General features: G+C 72.3%; 14 protein-coding genes and 1 tRNA gene. 4 read left to right on the top strand and 11 right to left on the bottom strand.

Annotated elements, in window-relative coordinates; translation table 11 throughout:
* Window positions 1-21: 21 nt before the first annotated feature.
* Entirely contained in the window at window positions 22-1,605 is a 1,584-nt protein-coding gene (locus tag AB0H71_RS16405) for a glycoside hydrolase family 13 protein (protein WP_357020876.1), read from the bottom strand.
* Window positions 1,606-1,653: 48 nt separating this feature from the next.
* Window positions 1,654-2,058 (bottom strand): globin, encoded by a 405-nt coding sequence (locus tag AB0H71_RS16400; protein ID WP_357020873.1) that lies wholly within the window; start codon window positions 2,056-2,058, stop codon window positions 1,654-1,656.
* A 241-nt stretch (window positions 2,059-2,299) separates the two neighbouring features.
* Here AB0H71_RS16400 and AB0H71_RS16395 point away from each other — a divergent pair, with 241 nt between their 5' ends.
* On the top strand, window positions 2,300-3,004 hold the full coding sequence (locus AB0H71_RS16395) for an HNH endonuclease (RefSeq protein ID WP_357020870.1): 705 nt from the start codon (window positions 2,300-2,302) through the stop codon (window positions 3,002-3,004).
* A 1-nt stretch (window position 3,005) separates the two neighbouring features.
* Here the strand turns inward: AB0H71_RS16395 and AB0H71_RS16390 are convergent, their stop codons facing one another.
* On the bottom strand, window positions 3,006-3,575 hold the full coding sequence (locus AB0H71_RS16390; protein ID WP_357020867.1) for an XRE family transcriptional regulator: 570 nt from the start codon (window positions 3,573-3,575) through the stop codon (window positions 3,006-3,008).
* 67 nt (window positions 3,576-3,642) lie between these two features.
* Between AB0H71_RS16390 and AB0H71_RS16385 the strand changes: the two genes are divergently transcribed.
* Window positions 3,643-4,347 carry an AzlC family ABC transporter permease gene (locus AB0H71_RS16385; protein ID WP_357020864.1) on the top strand — a complete coding sequence of 235 codons (705 nt, stop codon included), beginning with the start codon at window positions 3,643-3,645 and terminating at the stop codon, window positions 4,345-4,347.
* Between the two features lie 100 nt (window positions 4,348-4,447).
* Entirely contained in the window at window positions 4,448-4,738 is a 291-nt protein-coding gene (locus AB0H71_RS16380; RefSeq protein WP_357021934.1) for an AzlD domain-containing protein, read from the top strand.
* 164 nt (window positions 4,739-4,902) lie between these two features.
* Here the strand turns inward: AB0H71_RS16380 and AB0H71_RS16375 are convergent, their stop codons facing one another.
* The 7 genes from AB0H71_RS16375 to AB0H71_RS16345 all read right to left on the bottom strand — a co-directional run bounded on the left by AB0H71_RS16375 (window position 4,903) and on the right by AB0H71_RS16345 (window position 16,691).
* Window positions 4,903-5,571, bottom strand: coding sequence for a hypothetical protein (locus AB0H71_RS16375; protein WP_357021931.1), 669 nt, complete (start codon window positions 5,569-5,571; stop codon window positions 4,903-4,905).
* Between the two features lie 4 nt (window positions 5,572-5,575).
* Window positions 5,576-6,037: a thioesterase family protein gene (locus AB0H71_RS16370; protein WP_357020861.1), complete on the bottom strand. Its 462-nt coding sequence runs from the start codon at window positions 6,035-6,037 to the stop codon at window positions 5,576-5,578.
* A gap of 15 nt (window positions 6,038-6,052) precedes the next feature.
* Entirely contained in the window at window positions 6,053-10,939 is a 4,887-nt protein-coding gene (locus AB0H71_RS16365; protein ID WP_357020858.1) for an NAD-glutamate dehydrogenase, read from the bottom strand.
* A gap of 358 nt (window positions 10,940-11,297) precedes the next feature.
* Window positions 11,298-12,974, bottom strand: coding sequence for an energy-dependent translational throttle protein EttA (gene ettA, locus AB0H71_RS16360; RefSeq protein ID WP_357020855.1), 1,677 nt, complete (start codon window positions 12,972-12,974; stop codon window positions 11,298-11,300).
* A 76-nt stretch (window positions 12,975-13,050) separates the two neighbouring features.
* Window positions 13,051-13,599 carry a single-stranded DNA-binding protein gene (locus AB0H71_RS16355; protein ID WP_357020852.1) on the bottom strand — a complete coding sequence of 183 codons (549 nt, stop codon included), beginning with the start codon at window positions 13,597-13,599 and terminating at the stop codon, window positions 13,051-13,053.
* 115 nt (window positions 13,600-13,714) lie between these two features.
* The gene (locus tag AB0H71_RS16350) at window positions 13,715-14,647 is read right to left on the bottom strand and encodes a pyridoxal-phosphate dependent enzyme (protein ID WP_357020849.1); all 933 of its coding nucleotides are present in this window, start codon (window positions 14,645-14,647) and stop codon (window positions 13,715-13,717) included.
* The gene (locus AB0H71_RS16345) at window positions 14,640-16,691 is read right to left on the bottom strand and encodes a cytochrome c oxidase assembly protein (RefSeq protein ID WP_357020847.1); all 2,052 of its coding nucleotides are present in this window, start codon (window positions 16,689-16,691) and stop codon (window positions 14,640-14,642) included. The genes AB0H71_RS16350 and AB0H71_RS16345 overlap by 8 nt, the downstream gene beginning before the upstream one ends.
* A 125-nt stretch (window positions 16,692-16,816) precedes the next feature.
* On the opposite strand from AB0H71_RS16345, the gene AB0H71_RS16340 reads away from it, so the two are divergent.
* Window positions 16,817-16,890: transfer RNA gene (locus AB0H71_RS16340), tRNA-Arg, on the top strand.
* A gap of 79 nt (window positions 16,891-16,969) precedes the next feature.
* On the opposite strand, the gene ectB is transcribed toward AB0H71_RS16340, so the two are convergent.
* Complete coding sequence (gene ectB / locus AB0H71_RS16335) at window positions 16,970-18,217, bottom strand: diaminobutyrate--2-oxoglutarate transaminase (RefSeq protein ID WP_357020844.1); 1,248 nt, start codon at window positions 18,215-18,217, stop codon at window positions 16,970-16,972.
* Between the last annotated feature and the right edge of the window lie 10 nt (window positions 18,218-18,227).

Here is an 18,227-nt window from a genome sequence, read left to right as displayed (position 1 = left end):
AGTTCTTCCTCCGACCCACCGTCAGACCAGCCAGGCGGCGGTATCCGGCGGCAGCTCGCCGTCCGCGAGCGGGCCACTGGCCAGCAGCAGCTCGCCCGGCGGCAGCGCGATCGGCGCCTTCGAGGCGTTGAGCACGCAGGTCAGCCCGCCCGGCCTGCGCACCGCGACGGTGTCCGCCGGGGTGTCCAGCCACGCCAGCCCGTCGGCCGCGAACTCCGGCCTGGTGCGGCGCAGCCCGAGCGCGGACTTGTAGAACGCGAGGGTGGAGCCGGGCCGCGCGAGCTGGGTTTCGACGGTGCGATCGGCCCACGCCGCGGGGATCGGCAGCCAGCTCTCCGCGCCGCCGGTGAAGCCGAACGGCGGCGCCGCGCCGGACCAGGGCAGCGGCACCCGGCACCCGTCGCGGCCGCGCTCGGTGTGCCCGGAGCGCTCCCAGACCGGGTCCTGCAGCACCTCGTCGGGGAGGTCGTCGACGTTCGGCAGCCCGAGCTCGGCGCCGTTGTAGACGAAGACCACGCCGGGCAGCGCGAGCTCGAGCAGCGCCATCGCGCGCGCCCGGGCGAGCCCGGCCGCCCCGCCGCCGTACCGGGTGACCTCGCGCTCGATGTCGTGGTTGGAGAGCGTCCAGGTGGGGGTGGCGCCGACCGGGCCGACCGCGGCCAGCGAGTTCTCCACCGCGTCCCGGATGTCGGCGGCCTCGAAGGAGGTCTCGGCGAGCCGGAAGTTGAAGGCCAGGTGCAGCTCGTCCGGGCGCACGTACTCGCCGAAGCGGACATTGTCGTCCACCCAGACCTCGCCGATGCTCACCGCGCCGGGGTACTCGTCGATCACCTTGCGGATGCGCCGGTGGATGTCGTGCACGCCCGGGTTGTTGAAGCGCGGGTCGTGGTCGTCGTGCACGAGCATCTTGGTGTCCACCCGCGCCATGTCCGGCAGCCCGGGCGGCTTGGCCATGCCGTGTGCGACATCGATCCGGAAGCCGTCGACGCCGCGGTCCAGCCAGAACCGCAGGGTCTGCTCGAAGTCGGCGACGACGTCGGCGTTCTCCCAGTTCAGGTCGGGCTGCTCGGCGGCGAAGATGTGCAGGTACCACTGCCCCGGTTTGCCGTCCGGCTCCACGATCCGGGTCCAGGCCGGGCCGCGGAAGATACTCGGCCAGTTGTTCGGCGGCTCGGAGCCGTCCGCGCCGCGGCCGTCCCGGAAGATGTAGCGGGCCCGCTCGGGGCTGCCCGGCCCGGCGGCCAGCGCCGCCTGGAACCAGGCGTGCTCGCTGCTGGTGTGGTTCGGCACCAGGTCCATGGTCACCCGGATGCCGCGCTCGTGCGCCGCCGCGATCAGCTCGTCCATCGCGGGCAGGCCGCCGAAGAGCGGGTCGATATCGCGCGGGTCGGCGACGTCGTAGCCGCCGTCGGCCATGGGCGAGCGCATGACCGGGCAGATCCAGAGCGCCTCCACCCCGAGTTCGTGCAGGTAGCCGAGGCGCTCCCGGATGCCGCCGAGATCACCGACCCCGTCACCGTCGGAATCGGCGAACGAGCGCGGGTACACCTGGTAGAAGACGGCCGACTTCCACCAGGGCGTGGACTCTGCGGGGGGAACAGTCACACCCGCCATAGTGCCGAACAATCGGACATCACGCCCGCCGGGCGGCGCTCACCATGTCGCGTTCATCAGCGAATTCGCGGCCATCTCCAGGTAGTCGAGCAGCTGCTTGCGGTGCCGGTCGTCCAGCACCTCCGGTTCGATCTCCGCGACCGCGGTGCGCATGCAGCGCAGCCAGGCGTCCCGCTCGATCGGGCCGATGCTGAACGGCATGTGCCGCATCCGCAGCCGGGGGTGGCCGCGCTCGTCGGAGTAGGTGCGCGGGCCGCCCCAGTACTGCTCCAGGAACATCAGCAGCCTGCGCTCGGCCGGGCCCAGATCCTCCTCCGGGTACAGCGGCCGGAGCACCGGGTCGGTGGCGACCTCGCGGTAGAAGGTCGCCAGGATCCGCCGGAACGTCTCGGCGCCGCCGATCTCCTCGTAGAACGACGTCGTCGGTTGCTCGCCGGAAGTCATGGGTCCTCTCGGGGCTGGTTCGGATGCGGTGCCGCGGCTCCATTCTGCCGTCTCCCCGGCGGCCGCGCCGCCACGGGCCGGGGGCACCGGAAGCGGCTACCCCACCCAGGGTCATTCAGCCGCCGTTAACCGGAGATTGCGCGAAATCACCGTGCAATCCAGGGGAAACCGTGGTCAACTGGGGGACAATCTCAGCTGAGATAACACATGATCCTGCCAATCATGAAATCGAGGTCCCCCGATGAAGCAGCGGCACGGCGCGCGGTCCCCCGAGGCGCGTGGGCACCGACAACTCCAGCCCGCCGACGTCCACAATCGTGGGTCGGGGGCTACTCCGCTGCACATCCTGTCCGACCGATATCCGGGTTCCCATCACCCCACCGGCCACCTGCCGGTCCTGCGATCGGCCCCGCCGCCCGAGGCTCCCAGTTGGTTGAAGCGCCGGGTGCTGCTACTGAACGCCACCTACGAACCGCTCACCGCGCTCTCCGCCCGGCGCGCCGTCGTCCTGCTCATCTGCGGGAAGGCCGACCCGGTGCACCAGGCCCCGGAGAATCCGGTGGTGCACTCCGCCGAGTCCGCGGTCGCCGTGCCGTCGGTGATCCGGCTGCGCACCTACGTGCGCGTCCCCTACCGCGCCCGGGTCCCGATGACCAGGGCCGCGCTCATGCACCGCGACCGCTACCGCTGCGGCTACTGCGGCGGCAAGGCCGAGACCATCGACCACGTGGTCCCGCGCAGCCGCGGCGGCGAGCACTCGTGGGAGAACTGCGTGGCCAGCTGCGCGCCGTGCAACCACCGCAAGGCCGACAAGATGCTCAGCGAGCTGGGCTGGGTGCTGCGCGCCCCGCTGGTCTCGCCGAAGGGGCCGCACTGGCGGCTGCTCTCCACCACCGCGGAGCTGGACCCGCAGTGGCTGCAGTACCTCGGCGAGGGCGCCGCCTGAGTCAGGTGTACTCGACCACGAGCAGCGCCCAGGTGCCCGGCTCCAGCGCCTCGAAGACGTGCGGGCGGTCACCCGGGTAGGAGATGTAGTCGCCGGGGGCCAGCTCCACCGGCTCCGCGGTGGGTCCCGCGAGGGCGCGGCCCGCGGCGAGCAGGATGTGCTCGACCACGCCGGGGATGTGCGGGTCGGAATCGCGGGCGTGGCCCGGCTCGCTGGTGATCCGGAAGAGGTCGCGGCGGGAGTTCACCGGCCCCGCGGCCAGCAGCGTCGCCCGGTAGTCGGCCTTGGCCGAGGCGACCACCGGCCCCTCCCCCGCGCGGATCACCTGCACCGCCGGGTGCGGCGGGTCGAGCAGCCGGGAGAACGGCATGTCCAGGGCGACGCAGAGCGCCCACAGCGTCTCCAGGCTGGGGTTCCCCGCGCCGGATTCCAGCTGCGAGAGGGTGGATTTCGCGATGCCCGCGCGGTTCGCGACCTCGCTCAGCGAGAGCCCGGCCCTGGTGCGCTCGCGGCGCAGGGCGGCGGCGATCGCCGCCTGCGGCGGGGCGGATGCGGGGTCGGGCCTGGCCATGCGCCCAAGGAAACCACGTGCCCGGCCACGTTGACGAACAGGCGGCCGGGCGTTCAGTATAAAAGTCATGCGTTCGATATGGCGAACACTCGTTCCCGATGTGCTGGACCGGGGCACGCTGCGCGGCATCGTCGCGGTGTGCCTCGCGGTCGGCGTCATCGGCGTCTCGTACGGCGCCACCGCGGTCGCGGCCGGGCTGCCCGCCTGGGTGCCGATGCTGCTCTCGGTGCTGGTGCTGGCCGGCGGGTCGGAGTTCCTGTTCGTCGGGATCGTCGGCGCGGGCGGAAGCGTGGTCGCCGCGGTGCTGGCCGGGCTGCTGGTGAACACCAGGCACCTGCCCTACGGGCTCGCGGTGCCGGACGTGGTCGGGCGCGGGGCGCGGCGGCTGCTCGGCGTGCACGTCATGAACGACGAGGCGGTGGCGCTCGCGGTGGCGGAGTCGGAGCCGGAGCGGCGGCGGGCCGCCTACTGGCTCGGCGGGGTCGGGGTGCTGCTGGCCTGGCCCGCCGGTGCCGCGCTCGGCGCGATCGTGGGCAGTCTGGTGCCGGATACCGCCGCGTTCGGGCTGGACGCGGTGTTCCCCGCGGTGCTGCTCGCGCTCATCCTGCCCGCGCTGGCCCAGCGCCGGACTCGGCGGGCGGCGCTCACCGGCGCCGTCCTCGCGGTCGTCAGCACCCCGTTCCTGCCCGCCGGGTTACCCGTGCTGGTCGCCCTGGCCGGGCTCGCCGTGGCCTGGCCAGCCCGCGATGCGCGGGAACCGGCGCCGTGCTGATCGCTGAGCGGCCCGCCCGCAACGCGCGGAAGCCAGCGGCGCTGACCGCCGGGCAACTCGCCCCCGCTGCGCGGGAGTCGGCGCCGTGTTGATCGCCGGGATGCTGGCGCTCGCAGCGGGCACGTATGCGCTGCGGGCGGCGGGGCCGGTGCTGCGCGAGCGGGTCCGGTTCCCGGCACGGGTGACCGAGCTGCTGGAGATCGCCGCGGTGGTGCTGCTCGCCGCCATGATGGCGACGCGGACGTTCCCGCTCGGCGAGCGGGTCGGGCTCGCCCTCCCCTGCGGGGTCGCCGTCGCGGGGGTCCTGGCCTGGCGCCGAGCGCCCTTGCTCGTCGTCGTGCTGGCCGCGGCGGGCGTAACCGCCGGGTTGCGCCTGCTCGGCGTCGCCTGACGCAGGCACACGCTGTCGGCCGCGCGCCGAGGCGCCCGCCCCGAAAAGGCGTCGATGGCAACCCCCGCGGTGCGGCTTCACTCCCGTTTCTGTGAGCAGATCGGCGACGACCCATGTCCCGCGTGGTCATCCGAATCGCGCACCCGGTGCGACCGGGCCCCGGCTCAGGTCGGCAGGAGCGGAATTCCGCCCCCGTGCCTGCGCGCGACCGACCCGTAGCGGGCGTCGATCCGGAACCAGGTGCGGGTGCTGCGGACCCGGACGACCTCCTCGGCGGGAATCCGCCGAGCCTCCGCCCTGTCCCCGGAGTGCGGAATGAAATCCATGGCGGTGAGCGCGAAGACCACCCGCATGGGCACCGCGACCTCGGTCTCCGCCGCGGTCACGGTGAGCACCGGCTGGTCGAGCAGCGAGGCGGGCGGCCCGTGCCCGCTCCCGTGCTCCCTGGCCAGCTCGACCCCGCGCTCGGCCAGCTCGACGAGGGTGCGCGCGGGCACGTCGTCCACGTGCGCCCACCCGTCACCGGGGGGAAGCGCGCCGCGCCAGGCGGAGTCGAGCGAGTAGCCGAGGTCGATCGGCAGCCCGGTGCCGAGCCCGTTCAGCAGCAGGTCGGCGGAGACGGTCACGTCGTCCAGCGCGAGATCGGCGGAAACCGTCCGTACCGCGAGCGTCTCGAAGCCGGTCGCGGCCCAGGCCGAAACCTGCTTCGGCCCGCGCCTGCGCAGCCGGACGACCGCCGCCGGGTCCAGCCGGACCGCCCGATTCGCGAAGGTCGCCAGGTTCTCCCGCTCCGCCGGATCGGCGACGTGCAGAACCCGCTGGTCCCCGGTCAGCAGCTCACTCCATCCACTCCGCGAGGTAGCCGCGCTCCGCCTCGGTCAGCCGGCGCAGCCGCTGCGTCCTGATGTCGAACGCCGCGATCTGCGTCGACGCCGTCACCGCCGGGGTGGAGTCCGGCGCGGCGCCCGCCGCCCGCACCTCGTACCCGATGGTGAAGTCGACCGCCCGCAGCTGGGTGATGTGCATGGCGATATCGAGCGGCGTGTCCTCGTGCCGCAGCTGCCCGCGGTAGCGAACGCGCAGGTCGGCCAGGACACAACCCTCCCGCATGGCCGCGGTCGGCCTGCCGTCCTCGAAGAGCCACGGGATCCGCGCCTCCTCCAGCAGCGTGACCATCCTGGCGTGGTTCACGTGCTGGAAGACGTCCATATCGGACCAGCGAATATCCACCTTCGCGTGGAAGCGGAGCGGGAGCGCCCCCGCTCCCCGGACACGGTTGCGTACGTCGACGCTGGTCACTTGTGATACCTCCGGTTACGCACCCACGCCGCTCACCATGCTTCGGACCTGCCGCGCCGCAACCGAGAGGGTGGCGAGGTCGTGGGTGCCGGACTCGAACAGTTCGGCCAGTGCCGCCCGGGCGCGCCCGAGGCGGGACTGATTCCTCGACTCCCAGTATGCAATCTTGTCGCCCGGCTCCTCGTCCGGCTCCGAGTCGCTCAGCACATCCATGGTGAGCGAACGGAGCGAACCGTACATATCGTCGCGCAGCGCGAGCCGGGCCAGCGCGTGCCAGCGATCGCCGCGCTCCAGGCCGCTCACCGCGGCGAGCAGCCAGTCGATCTTGAGGTGCTCGTTCAGCGCGTAGTACAGCGCCCCGACCTCGTCGCCGTCCCGGTTCACGATGTCGGCGACGTCCAGGATATCGAGCAGCGGATACAGGTTGAGCAGGCCGAACACCTCGGTGGCGAGGTCGGTCGGGGCGCCGCGGGCGATCAGGTCGGAGGCCTGCTCGGTGAGGCTGGCGACGTGCGGCCCGCGCAGCCAGTTCGGCGCCGCCTCGCGCAGCTCCGCCACCCCCGCGGCGTACCGGTTGATCTCCGCACCGACCGCGATGGGCTGCGGGCGATTGATCAGCAACCAGCGCGAGGCGCGGTCGAGTGTGCGCTTCGTCTCGAGTTCCAGCTGGTCGCGGACCACGGCGGGGGCATCGCAGTCCCGGATCCGCTGCCAGAGCGCGGGCAGGTCGAAGATCTGCGCGGCGGCGGCGAAGGCGCGCACCGCGTCGGTGGTGCCCGCGCCGATCTCCTCGCGCAGCCGGTAGGCGTAGGTGATGCCGCCGTAGTCGACCACCTCGTTCACCACCATCGTGGTGATGATCTCGCGGCGCAGCCGGTGCCGCTTGATGGCGGGGGCGAAGCGCTCGCGCAGCGGGGTCGGGAAGTACTGCGGCAGCCGGTTGGCGAAGTGCTGGATATCCGGCAGGTCGGAGTCGAGCAGGTCGGCCTTGAGCGCCAGCTTCACGTGCGCCATGAGGTTGGAGAGCTCGGGCGAGGTGAGCCCGCTGTGGTGCTCGTAGCGGTGCTCCAGCTCGGTGTCGGCGGGCAGCGCCTCCAGCTCCCGGTCCAGCCCGCGGCGCTGCTCCAGGTCGTCGATGAGCCGGCGGTGCACGCTCACCATGTGCGCCGCCTCGGTGCGCGAGACGCCCATGAGCATGTTCTGCGTGACATTGTCGCGCAGCACCATCTCCGCGACCTCGTCGGTCATGGAGGCGAGCAGCGGATTGCGGTCGGCCTCGGCCAGCTCGCCGCTGCTCACCACGCCGTCGAGCAGCACCTTGATATTGACCTCGTGGTCGGAGCAGTCGACGCCGGCCGAGTTGTCCAGCGCGTCGGTGTTCATCTTGCCGCCGTCCAGGCAGAACTCGATGCGGCCGAGCGCGGTGACGCCGAGGTTGCCGCCCTCGCCGATCACATCCACCCGCAGCTCGTTGCCGTTCACCCGGACCGGGTCGTTGGACTTGTCCCCGACGTCGGCGTTCGATTCGCTGCTCGCCTTGATGTAGGTGCCGATGCCACCGTTCCAGAGCAGCTGCGCCGGCGCCTTCAGAATGGCGCGCACCAGCTCCGGCGGGGAGAGCGCGGTGACGCCGTCCGCCAGCCCGAGCGCCTGCCTGGCCTGGGCGCTGATCGGCACCGACTTCACGGTGCGCTCCCACACCCCGCCGCCCGCGCTGATCAGCGCGGTGTCGTAATCGGCCCAGGAGGAGCGGGGCAGCTCGAACATCCGCTGCCGCTCGGCGTACGAGGTGGCCGCGACCGGGTCCGGGTCGAGGAAGATGTGCCGGTGGTCGAAGGCGGCCACCAGCCGGATGTGCGCGGAGAGCAGCATGCCGTTGCCGAAGACGTCGCCGGACATGTCGCCGACGCCGACGACGGTGAAGTCCTGCGCCTGGGTGTCGACGCCGAGCTCGCTGAAGTGCCGCTTGACGCTCTCCCACGCGCCGCGCGCGGTGATCCCCATGGCTTTGTGGTCGTACCCGGCCGAGCCGCCGGAGGCGAAGGCATCGCCGAGCCAGAAGCCGTACCGCTTGGCCACGTCGTTGGCCTCGTCGGAGAAGCGCGCGGTGCCCTTGTCCGCCGCGACCACCAGGTACGCGTCGTCGCCGTCGCGGCGCACCACCCGCGCGGGCGGGCGCACCGCGCCGGTGGAGAGGTCGACATTGTCGGTGAGGTCGAGCAGCCCCGCGATGAAGGTGCGGTAGCAGGTGACGCCCTCGGTGGCGAGCGCCTGGCGGTCGGCGGCCGCGTCGCCGGTGGCCGCGGGCGGCCGCTTGACCACGAAGCCGCCCTTGGCGCCGACCGGCACGATCACCGCGTTCTTCACCGCCTGCGCCTTGACCAGCCCCAGGATCTCGGTGCGGAAGTCCTCCAGCCGGTCCGACCAGCGCAGCCCGCCGCGCGCCACCGAGCCGAAGCGCAGGTGCACGCCCTCGACCCGGGGCGAGTAGACGAAGATCTCGTACTTCGGCCGCGGCTTGGGCAGCTCGGCGATCTCGGCGGGCTCGACCTTGATCGAGAGGAAATCGCGCGGCTCGCCCTCGGCGCCGGTGACGTAGTAGTTGGTGCGCAGGGTGGCGCGGATCAGCCCGAGCAGGGCGCGCAGGATGCGGTCCGCGTCCAGGCTGACCACCTCGTCGATCCGGGTGCGCAGCCGCCCCTCCAGCTCGGCGGCGCGCTCGGCGGAGTTGGCGTCCGGGTCGAACCGGGCCGCGAAGAGGTCGACCAGCAGCCGCGCCGCCTCCGGGTAGACCAGCAGCACCCTGGCGATATTGGCCTGGCTGTAGGGGAACCCCGCCTGCTGCAGGTACTTGGCGTAGCCGCGCAGCACCGAGACGTCGCGCCAGGCCAGCCGGGCGCGCAGCACCAGCTCGTTCAGCCCGTCGGCCTCGGCCCGGCCGAACCAGGCCGCCTCGAAGGCCTGCACGAACCGGTCGCGCAGCCCCTCCAGCGGGGCGTGCACCGCGGTGGTGCCGTTCGGCGAGCGCAGCAGCTCGGCGTCCAGGTCCTTGTCCAGCGCGTCGCGCAGCAGCTCGGGGCGGGCCTGCACGCCGAAGTCGTAGATCCACCACTCGGCGCGCTCCGCGGCGCCGGTGCCCGCGCGCGGCGCGATCCGGTACGGTCGCTCGTCCACCACCTCGACGCCGAGGCTCTGCAGCACCGGCATCACCTGGCTGAGCGAGACCCCGGAGCCGCCGATGTAGAGGCTGAACCGCCACGACCCCGGCGCGGAATCGGGGGTGCGGTAGAGGAACTGGTCGATGGTGTCGGCGCCGAGCCGCTCCAGCCGCACGATGTCGGCCAGCGCGCGGGCCGGGTCGAAGTCCTGCTTGTAGCTCTCCGGGAAGGCGCCGGTGTAGCGGTCGAGCACCTCGGAGGTGACGACGGCGGTGGCGGCGAGCTCCTCCTCCAGCCGGTCCTGCCAGGACCTGCTGGTCTCCACCAGCTGCCGCTGGATCCGCCTGCGGCTCTCGTCGCCGGTGTCGGGCAGCTCGGTCCCCCGCGGCATCCGCACGGTGAAATAGACGCTGGCGATTTCATTTTCGCTGACCCGAACCGAGTACTCGATGTCGTCGCTGCCGAACTCCTGCCCGAGGATGCCCTGCATGCGCAGCCGCACCTCGGTGGTGTAGCGATCCCGCGGCATGTAGACCAGGCAGGCCACGAAGCGGCCCTGCCGATCGGCGCGCAGGAAGAGCCGCACCTGCCTGCGCTGGCGCACGGTGAGCACGGCGGCGGCGGTGTGCTCCAGGCTGTCCGCGTCGGAGGAGAAGAGCTCGGTGCGCGGCAGCGACTGGATGGTCTCCAGCATGGCCTGGCCGGAGTACGAGGACAGCTCGTGCCCGCTGCGCGCGATGGCCCGCTGCACCCGGCGCGCGATGACCGGGATGTCCAGCACGTTCTCGTGCACCGCCGTGACCGTGAAGACGCCGAGGAAGACGTGCTCGCCGACGACCGCGCCGGATTCGTCGAAGTCGGCGACCCCGACGAAGTACGGGTAGGCCGCCCGGTGCACGGTGGCCCGCACCAGCCCCTGGGTCAGCACCAGCAGCGGCCGGTCGGCGCCGGCGAAGGGGACCGCGAAGTCGGTGCCGACGTCGGGGGCGAGCACGCCGAGGCAGCTCTCCCGCACCGGCTCCGGCACCTCGTCGCCGTCGTGGTAGCGGTATCGGCCGTAGCCGAGCACGGTGAAGTTGCCCTCGGCGAGCCAGTCGAGCAGCTTCGCGGTGTCGCCCAGATCCTCGGCCGGGAACGGCGCGTCACCGCGCTCCGCCGCGGCCCGCAGCGCGGCGGCGACGGCCTCCTGCTGCCGGAGGATCTCGTCGGTGTCGGCGACCACCTGGCGGACGTCGTCGATGACGTCGGTGATCGAGCCGCGCACCTTCTCCAGCAGCGCGGAGCTGACCGTCGGCGGCAGCTGAACGAACATCCAGGACTCGGGGACCCCGGCCGCGCCCCTGCTCCCGGCCTCGTGCGGGGTGACCGCGGTGAGGACGCCGTCCGTGCGGCGCACCTCGAAGATGGGGTGCACCAGCTCGACCATCCGCACGCCGAGCTTGCCGAGCGTCGCGGTGACCGACTCGACCAGCAGCGGCATGTCGTCGGTGACGATCTGCACCGCGGGGCCGAAGTCCGAGGCGTCCGGGTGGAAGACCCGCACCACGGCCTCGCCGCGCCGCCGCACGCGGGCGAGTTCGATGTGCAGGCGGAAGATGTCGGTGCCGCCGCGGATGGCGTAGTCGACGTCGCCGGCGTCGACATGCCGGAAGTACGCCTCCTCGAGGTCGGCCAGCGACCCGCGCACCTGCTCCGGCAAACTCTCGGACCACTGCTCTGTGGACACTTCGGACGACACCGTCATGCTCCTGACATCTCCCTCGGTACGGATTCGGTGATCTGCCGTGCATCGGCCCTGATGCGGGGAGAACCACCTCGGCGAAGCGCGCCGGAGATTCCAGCGGGTCCGGGAACATGCACTGCGACGGCGGATTTCACCACTCGGCGGTGGAGGGCGAGTGCACGGCGGAGCGAGGAAGGTTCAGACCGAACCTGGAATTGCACGTAACCCACACTATCGACTCCGCGCGAATACGGCGCGACAGTCCGGAAGCTACTGGTGGGGCAATAAGTTACGAGCCGTGGGGAAGGGCGAAGCGAGCCGGCCGGATGGGTCCGACCGGTCGCGATCGAACCCACCCGGAAATTCCGGCCGGAAAAAACTAGTCGCGGGTCAGTTTGCGGTGCGTGAGCCGGTGCGGGCGGGCCGCTTCCAACCCGAGACGTTCGATCTTGTTCGCCTCGTACGCCTCGAAGTTGCCCTCGAACCAGAACCACTTGGCCTCGTTGGACGAGTCGCCCTCCCACGCCAGGATGTGCGTGCAGGTGCGGTCGAGGAACCAGCGATCGTGCGAGATCACCACGGCGCAGCCGGGGAACTGCTCGAGCGCGTTCTCCAGCGAACTCAGAGTTTCCACGTCGAGGTCGTTGGTCGGCTCGTCGAGCAGGATCAGGTTGCCGCCCTCCTTGAGGGTGAGCGCCAGGTTCAGCCGGTTGCGCTCGCCGCCGGAGAGCACCCCGGCCGGCTTCTGCTGATCCGGGCCCTTGAAGCCGAAGGCCGAGACGTAGGCGCGGGAGGGCATCTCCTGCTGGCCGACCTGGATGAAGTCGAGCCCCTCCGAGACCACCTGCCACACCGTCTTGGCCGGGTCGATCCCGCCGCGGCTCTGGTCGACGTAGCTCAGCTTCACCGTGTCGCCGACCCGGACCGTGCCGCTGTCCGGCTGCTCCAGCCCGACGATGGTCTTGAACAGCGTGGTCTTGCCGACGCCGTTCGGGCCGATGACGCCGACGATGCCGTTGCGCGGCAGGGTGAAGGACAGGTCCTTGATCAGCTGGCGGTCGCCGAAGCCCTTGTCCAGGTGCTCCACCTCGACCACCACATTGCCGAGCCGCGGCCCGGCCGGGATCTGGATCTCCTCGAAGTCCAGCTTCCGCATCTTCTCGGCCTCGGCGGCCATCTCCTCGTAGCGGCCGAGGCGGGCCTTGTTCTTGGCCTGCCGCGCCTTGGCGCCGGAGCGCACCCAGGCGAGCTCCTCCTTGAGCCGCTTCTGCAGCTTCTGGTCCTTCTTGCCCTGGACCTCGAGCCGCTCGGCCTTCTTCTCCAGGTAGGTGGAGTAGTTGCCCTCGTACGGGTAGGCCCGGCCGCGGTCCAGCTCCAGGATCCAGCCGGCCACATTGTCCAGGAAGTACCGGTCGTGGGTGACGGCGAGCACGGCGCCCGCGTACTGCGCCAGGTGCTGCTCCAGCCAGAGCACCGACTCGGCGTCGAGGTGGTTGGTCGGCTCGTCCAGCAGCAGCAGGTCGGGCTTGCTGAGCAGCAGCTTGCAGAGCGCGACCCGGCGGCGCTCGCCACCGGAGAGGTTGGTGACCGGCTCGTCCGGCGGCGGGCAGCGCAGCGCGTCCATGGCCTGCTCCAGCTGGGAGTCGACGTCCCACGCGTCGGCGTGGTCCAGATCCTCCTGCAGCTTGCCCATCTCGTCCATGAGCTCGTCGGAGTAGTCGGTGGCCATGAGCTCGGCGATCTCGTTGAAGCGGTCGAGCTTGACCTTGATCTCGCCGAGCCCCTCCTCGACATTGCCGCGGACGGTCTTCTCCTCGTTCAGCGGCGGCTCCTGCTGCAGGATGCCGACGGTCGCGCCGGGCGCGAGGAACGCTTCGCCGTTGTTCGGCTGGTCCAGTCCGGCCATGATCTTCAGCACGCTCGACTTACCCGCGCCGTTCGGACCGACGACACCGATCTTGGCGCCGGGAAGGAAGTTCAGCGTGACGTCGTCGAGCACGACCTTGTCGCCGTGCGCCTTGCGAACCTTCTTCATTTGGTAGATGAACTCAGCCATGGAGCAAAGCCTATCGGTGGAAGGAAACGGATAACGTGCGGGAGCTGGCCCGGTCGGCACCCCGCCGACCGCGCGCTCAGGCGTCGACCGGCTCGGCGATGCGGGTGGGACCCGGGCGGCCAACCGTACCCGATCCGGCCGCTCGATCCGGGAACGGGCCGGGGGCGGCGGCCGCCGCTTCCGGCAGCGCCCGCGGCGCCACCCCGGCCTCCGGCATGGGCTCGGTGACCGCGTCCGGCTCCGCGCCCTCCGGCCGCGGCCGCTCGGCCCGCCTGCTGATCGCCGCGGTGCACCTGGCCAGGTCGGGCCCGATGGCGACGGCCCGCATCTCCAGGTCGCGCCGCTCGACGCCGTCCTTGGCCCGGTACTCGTGCGTCCGCAGCTGGCCGTGCACGAGCACCGGGTCGCCGCGGCGGACCGAGGCGTGCACCCCCGGCACCAGCCGCCGCCAGCAGCTCACCGTGAGGAACAACGTCCCGTTGTCCACCCATTCCCCGGACGCCTGATCGAACCGCCGGGAATTGCTCGCCACCCGGAAGGTGATCACCGGCTCCCCGTTCGCCAGCTCCCGCTTCGCCGGGTGGGTGACCACCGTGCCCGCCACCGTCGCCATCGCCTCGTACATGGTCGCGCCCCCTTCGCTGTTTCGTGTCCGGCTCCCAGGGTGCCGCAGCGGGCCCGGCGAAGACCCGCGCCGACGGCGTGCCTGTGGATAACTCCGCCCCTGTGGAATTCCGGGCTCAGCGCGCGGCCGGGTCACCGTTCGCGCCGCACAGCACCACGATGGTCCGGCGCCCCGGCTCGGGCACGAAGGCACCGCTGAGCAGGGCGGCGAGCGCCGCCGCGCCGGAGGGCTCGACCACGATCCGGAACTCCCGCCAGAGCTGCTCGCGGGCCGCGTCGACGGCGTCGTCGGTCACGGTGAGCGCGGGCACGGCGGCGCGGCGGGCGAGGTCGAGCGCGATCGCCCCGACCCGGTCCGGCCCGGCGGAATCGGCGGCGGGCACCGCGACCGGCCGCTCCGCCCGCAGCGCGGCGCGCAGCAGCGCCCTGCGCTCCGGCTCGACCCCGATGACCGGCTGCCGCCTGCCGAGCGCGGCGGCCAGCCCGCCGATCAGCGCGCCGCCGCCCACCGCGGCCAGCACCGGCGGCCTGCCGCGCACCTGCTCCTCCAGCTCCAGCCCGAGCACGCCTGCCCCGGCGACCACCGCGGCGGTGTCGTGCAGGGGCAGGTACAGCGCGCCCCGCTCGGCCGCGAGTTCGGCGGCGTGCGCGCAGGCCGCGGCGTGCGTGGTGCCGTGCCAGCGCACCTCGGCGCCGTGCGACCACATGGCGGCGACCTTGCTGTGCGGCGCCGTCTCCGGCACCACGACGGTGCAGCTCCGGCCGAGCCGGGCGGCGGCGAGCGCGGCCGCGACCCCGGTATTGCCGCCGGAGGCGAGCACCACCTGCTCGGGGTACTCGGCCGCGGTGAGCAGCGCGTGCAGCGCGCCGCGGAGCTGGAAGGTGCCGCCGTGCTGCAGGTACTCCAGCTTGAGCGAGACCGGGAAGCCGGCGACGCTGGTGTGGAAGACGGGGGTCTTGCGGAGCTGCCCGGCCAGCCGCCTGCGGGCCGCGCGCACGTCGGAGCGGAACACCCGGGCCGGCGCGACGGTGGTCGCGGCGTCAGTCACCGCGCGGCCCACGGTCCCGGCGCGCGAGCTCGGCGTACATGGCGTTGTGCGCGGCCAGGTCGGCGTCGTGGTCGCGCTCCGCGGCGCGGTCGGTGCGCTGGGCCAGCCGCTCGTCGCTGCGCGACCACTGGATGAGCAGCGCGAGCATCACGACCACCAGCGGCACCTCGCCGCTGGCCCAGGCCAGGCTGCCGCCGGTGCGCTGGTCGCCGAGCAGGTCGCTGTTCCAGTCGATGCCGAGGCTGCGGTAGAACCAGGCGCCCATCACCGTGGTCATGCTCATCAGCGCGATCCCGAAGAAGGCGTGGAACGGCAGCGAACCGAAGACCATGCCGAGCCGGGTCAGCGGCTCCACCCGGCGCGGCTTGGGGTCGATCCCGATCACCACCCAGTAGAAGAGGTAGCCGCTGAGCAGGAAGTGCAGGTTCATCAGGACGTGCGCGGCGTGCGAGTCGGCGTAGGCGTCGAAGATGCCGCCCAGGTAGAGCGCGTAGAAGCCGCCGACGAAGATCACCGAGGCGACGATCGGGTGGGTCAGGAACCTGGACACCGGGCTGTGCACCGCGGCCAGCAGCCACTCCCGCGGCCCCGGCGGGTTCTCCCGGCCTGCCGGGGGCAGCGCGCGCAGCGCCAGCGTCACCGCGCCGCCGAGCGCGAGCAGGATCGGCGTCAGCATGGAGAGCGCCATGTGCGCGCCCATGTGCACGCTGAACACCGCCGGGGAGTACCGCCCGACCCCGGACGAGGTCGCGACGAGCAGCACCGCGCAGCCGGAGAGCCAGGCGATGGTGCGCCCCACCGGCCAGCGGTCGCCGCGCTTGCGCAACCGGCGCACACCGAGCAGGTAGAGCACCGCGAGCACGACCGCGGCGGTGCCGAAGAGCAGGTCGAAGCGCCAGTCGACGGCGAGCCGGGCGAAGGTCGGCGGCCCGGCCAGGTCGTACCCGAGCTCGACCTCGGTCGGCGATGGCACGCTGCCGGGCGCGGGCGGCGGGGTGCGGCCTAGCCCGGCGGCCAGCCCGAAGGTGGCCGCCAGCAGCAGCACCTCGACGCCGGCGAAGCGCACCAGCGCCCTGCGGTCGCCCGGGTCGGCCGCCAGCGCGGGCAGCGCGGCCCGCCGCTGCAGGTACCCGAAGATCCCGAGCACGATCAGCGCGGCCGCCTTGGCCAGCACCAGCCGGCCGTAGGTGGTGTCCAGCAGGTCGCCGGGCGGCACCCGGACCCAGGCATTGATCACCCCGCTCGCCGCGATCACCGCGAAGGCCACCGCCGCGACGGCGGAGAACCGGCGCGCGGCGAGCGCGGTGTGCGAGCCGTCGCGCAGCGCGTGCGCCAGCACCGCGGCCAGCCCGCCCGCCCAGACCGCGGCCGAGACGAGGTGCAGGATGAGCGAGTTGGTGGCGACGTCGTGCGCCCCGCCGGAGGAGGAGTGCCCGGTGAGCGCCAGCGGCATCATGGCGATCACCGCGCCGAGCAGCAGCAGCGGGGTCCAGCCCCAGCGCAGCGCCAGCCGGGCGCCGACCGCGACGATCAGCGCGCAGAGCACCGTGCTGCGCCAGGCCCCGGCCAGCTCGATCTGCCCGACCGCGCGCCACAGCTCGGCGGGCTGCCAGACCTCCCGCACCGGCCGCCCGGTGGTGTCCGAGGCGGTGAGCGGCACCAGCAGCGCGGCGCAGCAGGCCCACACCAGCGCGGCGTCCGATCCGCGGCGCACCGCGCGGTACCCGGCCACGTCGAGCAGGCCGTCCCGCTGCGGCGGCACCAGGAAGGCCGCGAAGAGCAGCGAGCCGACGGTGAGCGCCGCCGCCAGATCGGCCAGCGCCCGCACCGCGGGCAGCCCGTAGGTGGTGAGCGGCCCCGGATCGGGGATGCCGAGCAGCGTCAGCGCCTCGGCCGCGGAGAGTCCGACGACGAGCGCGGCGACCACCGCGCCGGCGGCACCGGCGACGGCGAGCAGGACGGGAAAGGTGAAGGGCCCCGCGACCGGCGCCGGAGCGTCCGCGGGAACATCGCTCACCGGAGCGGATTCGTGCGGGGCGGACATACGACCCAGCGTAGTGGGAGCGCGAAACTCCGTGACGGACGGCTGCCGGGTCGACCTCGCACCGGGTCGCTATACTCGCCGTGCCGGTTCGCGCGGGGTTGCGGCCGGCCACCGTGGATGCGACTGCCTCCGTAGCTCAGTTGGATAGAGCAAGGGCCTTCTAATCCCTAGGTCGCAGGTTCGATTCCTGCCGGGGGCGCACACCACTCTCGACCGGTGCTGTGCACGCAGGTCCCCGGAAATTTACCCGGTACGCCCGGCAGGCAAACCAGCAAATCTCAGTCGCAGACCGCGGCCACCGCGGTGCCGATCAGCCCGAGCCCGTGGTCCAGCTCGTCCGTGCTCAGGGTCAGCGGCGGCATGAGCTTGACGACCTGGTTGGTCGAGCCGGAGGTCTCCACCAGCAACCCCAGCTCGAAGGCGGCCTGGGAGACCTTGCCCGCGTGCGACGGGTCGGTGAAGACCAGGCCGTGGATGAGGCCGCGGCCGCGGGTGGTGGTGCCGGGGCACCCGGCGGCGATCTCGGCCAGTCCGGCGGCCAGCCGCTCTCCCTTGGCCAGCACCGAGCGCTCCAGGACGTGGTCGGACCAGTACTGCTCCAGCGCCACCCGCGCGGTGACGAAGGCCGGGTTGTTGCCGCGGAAGGTGCCGTTGTGCTCGCCGGGTGCCCACTGGTCGTGCTCGGCCTTGAAGAGCACCAGTGCCATGGGCAGGCCGTAGCCGCCGATGGACTTGGACATGGCGACGATGTCCGGGGTGATGCCTGCCCGCTCGAAGGAGAAGAACGGCCCGGTGCGGCCGCAGCCCATCTGCACGTCGTCCACGATGAGCAGGATGCCGCGGGCGGCGCAGAGCTCGGCCAGCTCGCGCAGCCACTCGACCCTGGCGACATTGATGCCGCCCTCGCCCTGCACCGTCTCCACGATCACCGCGGCGGGCTTGTCCAGCCCGGAGGAGGTGTCGTCCAGCGCGCGGCGCATCCAGCGCAGCTCGTCCTCGCCGCCGAGGAAGCCGTCGTAGGGCATGGGGTTGGTGTACGGCAGCGGGACGCCGGCGGCCGCGCGCTTGGCGGCATTGCCGGTCACCGAGAGCGCGCCGAGCGACATGCCGTGGAAGGCATTGGTGAAGTTCAGCACGGTCTGCCTGCCGGTGATCTTGCGCGCCAGCTTGAGCGCCGCCTCCACCGCATTGGCCCCGGTCGGGCCGGGGAACTGCACCTTGTAGTCCAGCCCGCGCGGCACGAAGACCAGGTCGCGCAGCGCCTCGAGCAGGCCGCGCTTGGCGACGGTCGCCATGTCCAGGCTGTGGATGACGCCGTCGTTCAGGATGTAGTCGACCAGCGCCCGCTTGAAGACGGGGTTGCTGTGGCCGTAGTTGAGCGCGCCCGCCCCCGCGAAGAAGTCCAGGTAGTCCCGGCCCGCCTCGTCCCGGAGCCAGCTGCCGCTCGCGGTGGCGAAGACCGTGGGCCAGGCCCGGCAGTAGCCGCGGACGTTCGATTCGACGGTCTCGAAAATGGAGGCGGTCATGGGCGGTCCC

The organism is Nocardia sp. NPDC050697, assembly GCF_040654395.1.
In the GTDB taxonomy this organism is placed as follows: Bacteria; Actinomycetota; Actinomycetes; order Mycobacteriales; family Mycobacteriaceae; genus Nocardia.
The sequence above is the reverse complement of the archived record's forward strand: the minus strand, read 5'-3'. Positions and strand labels throughout refer to the sequence as shown.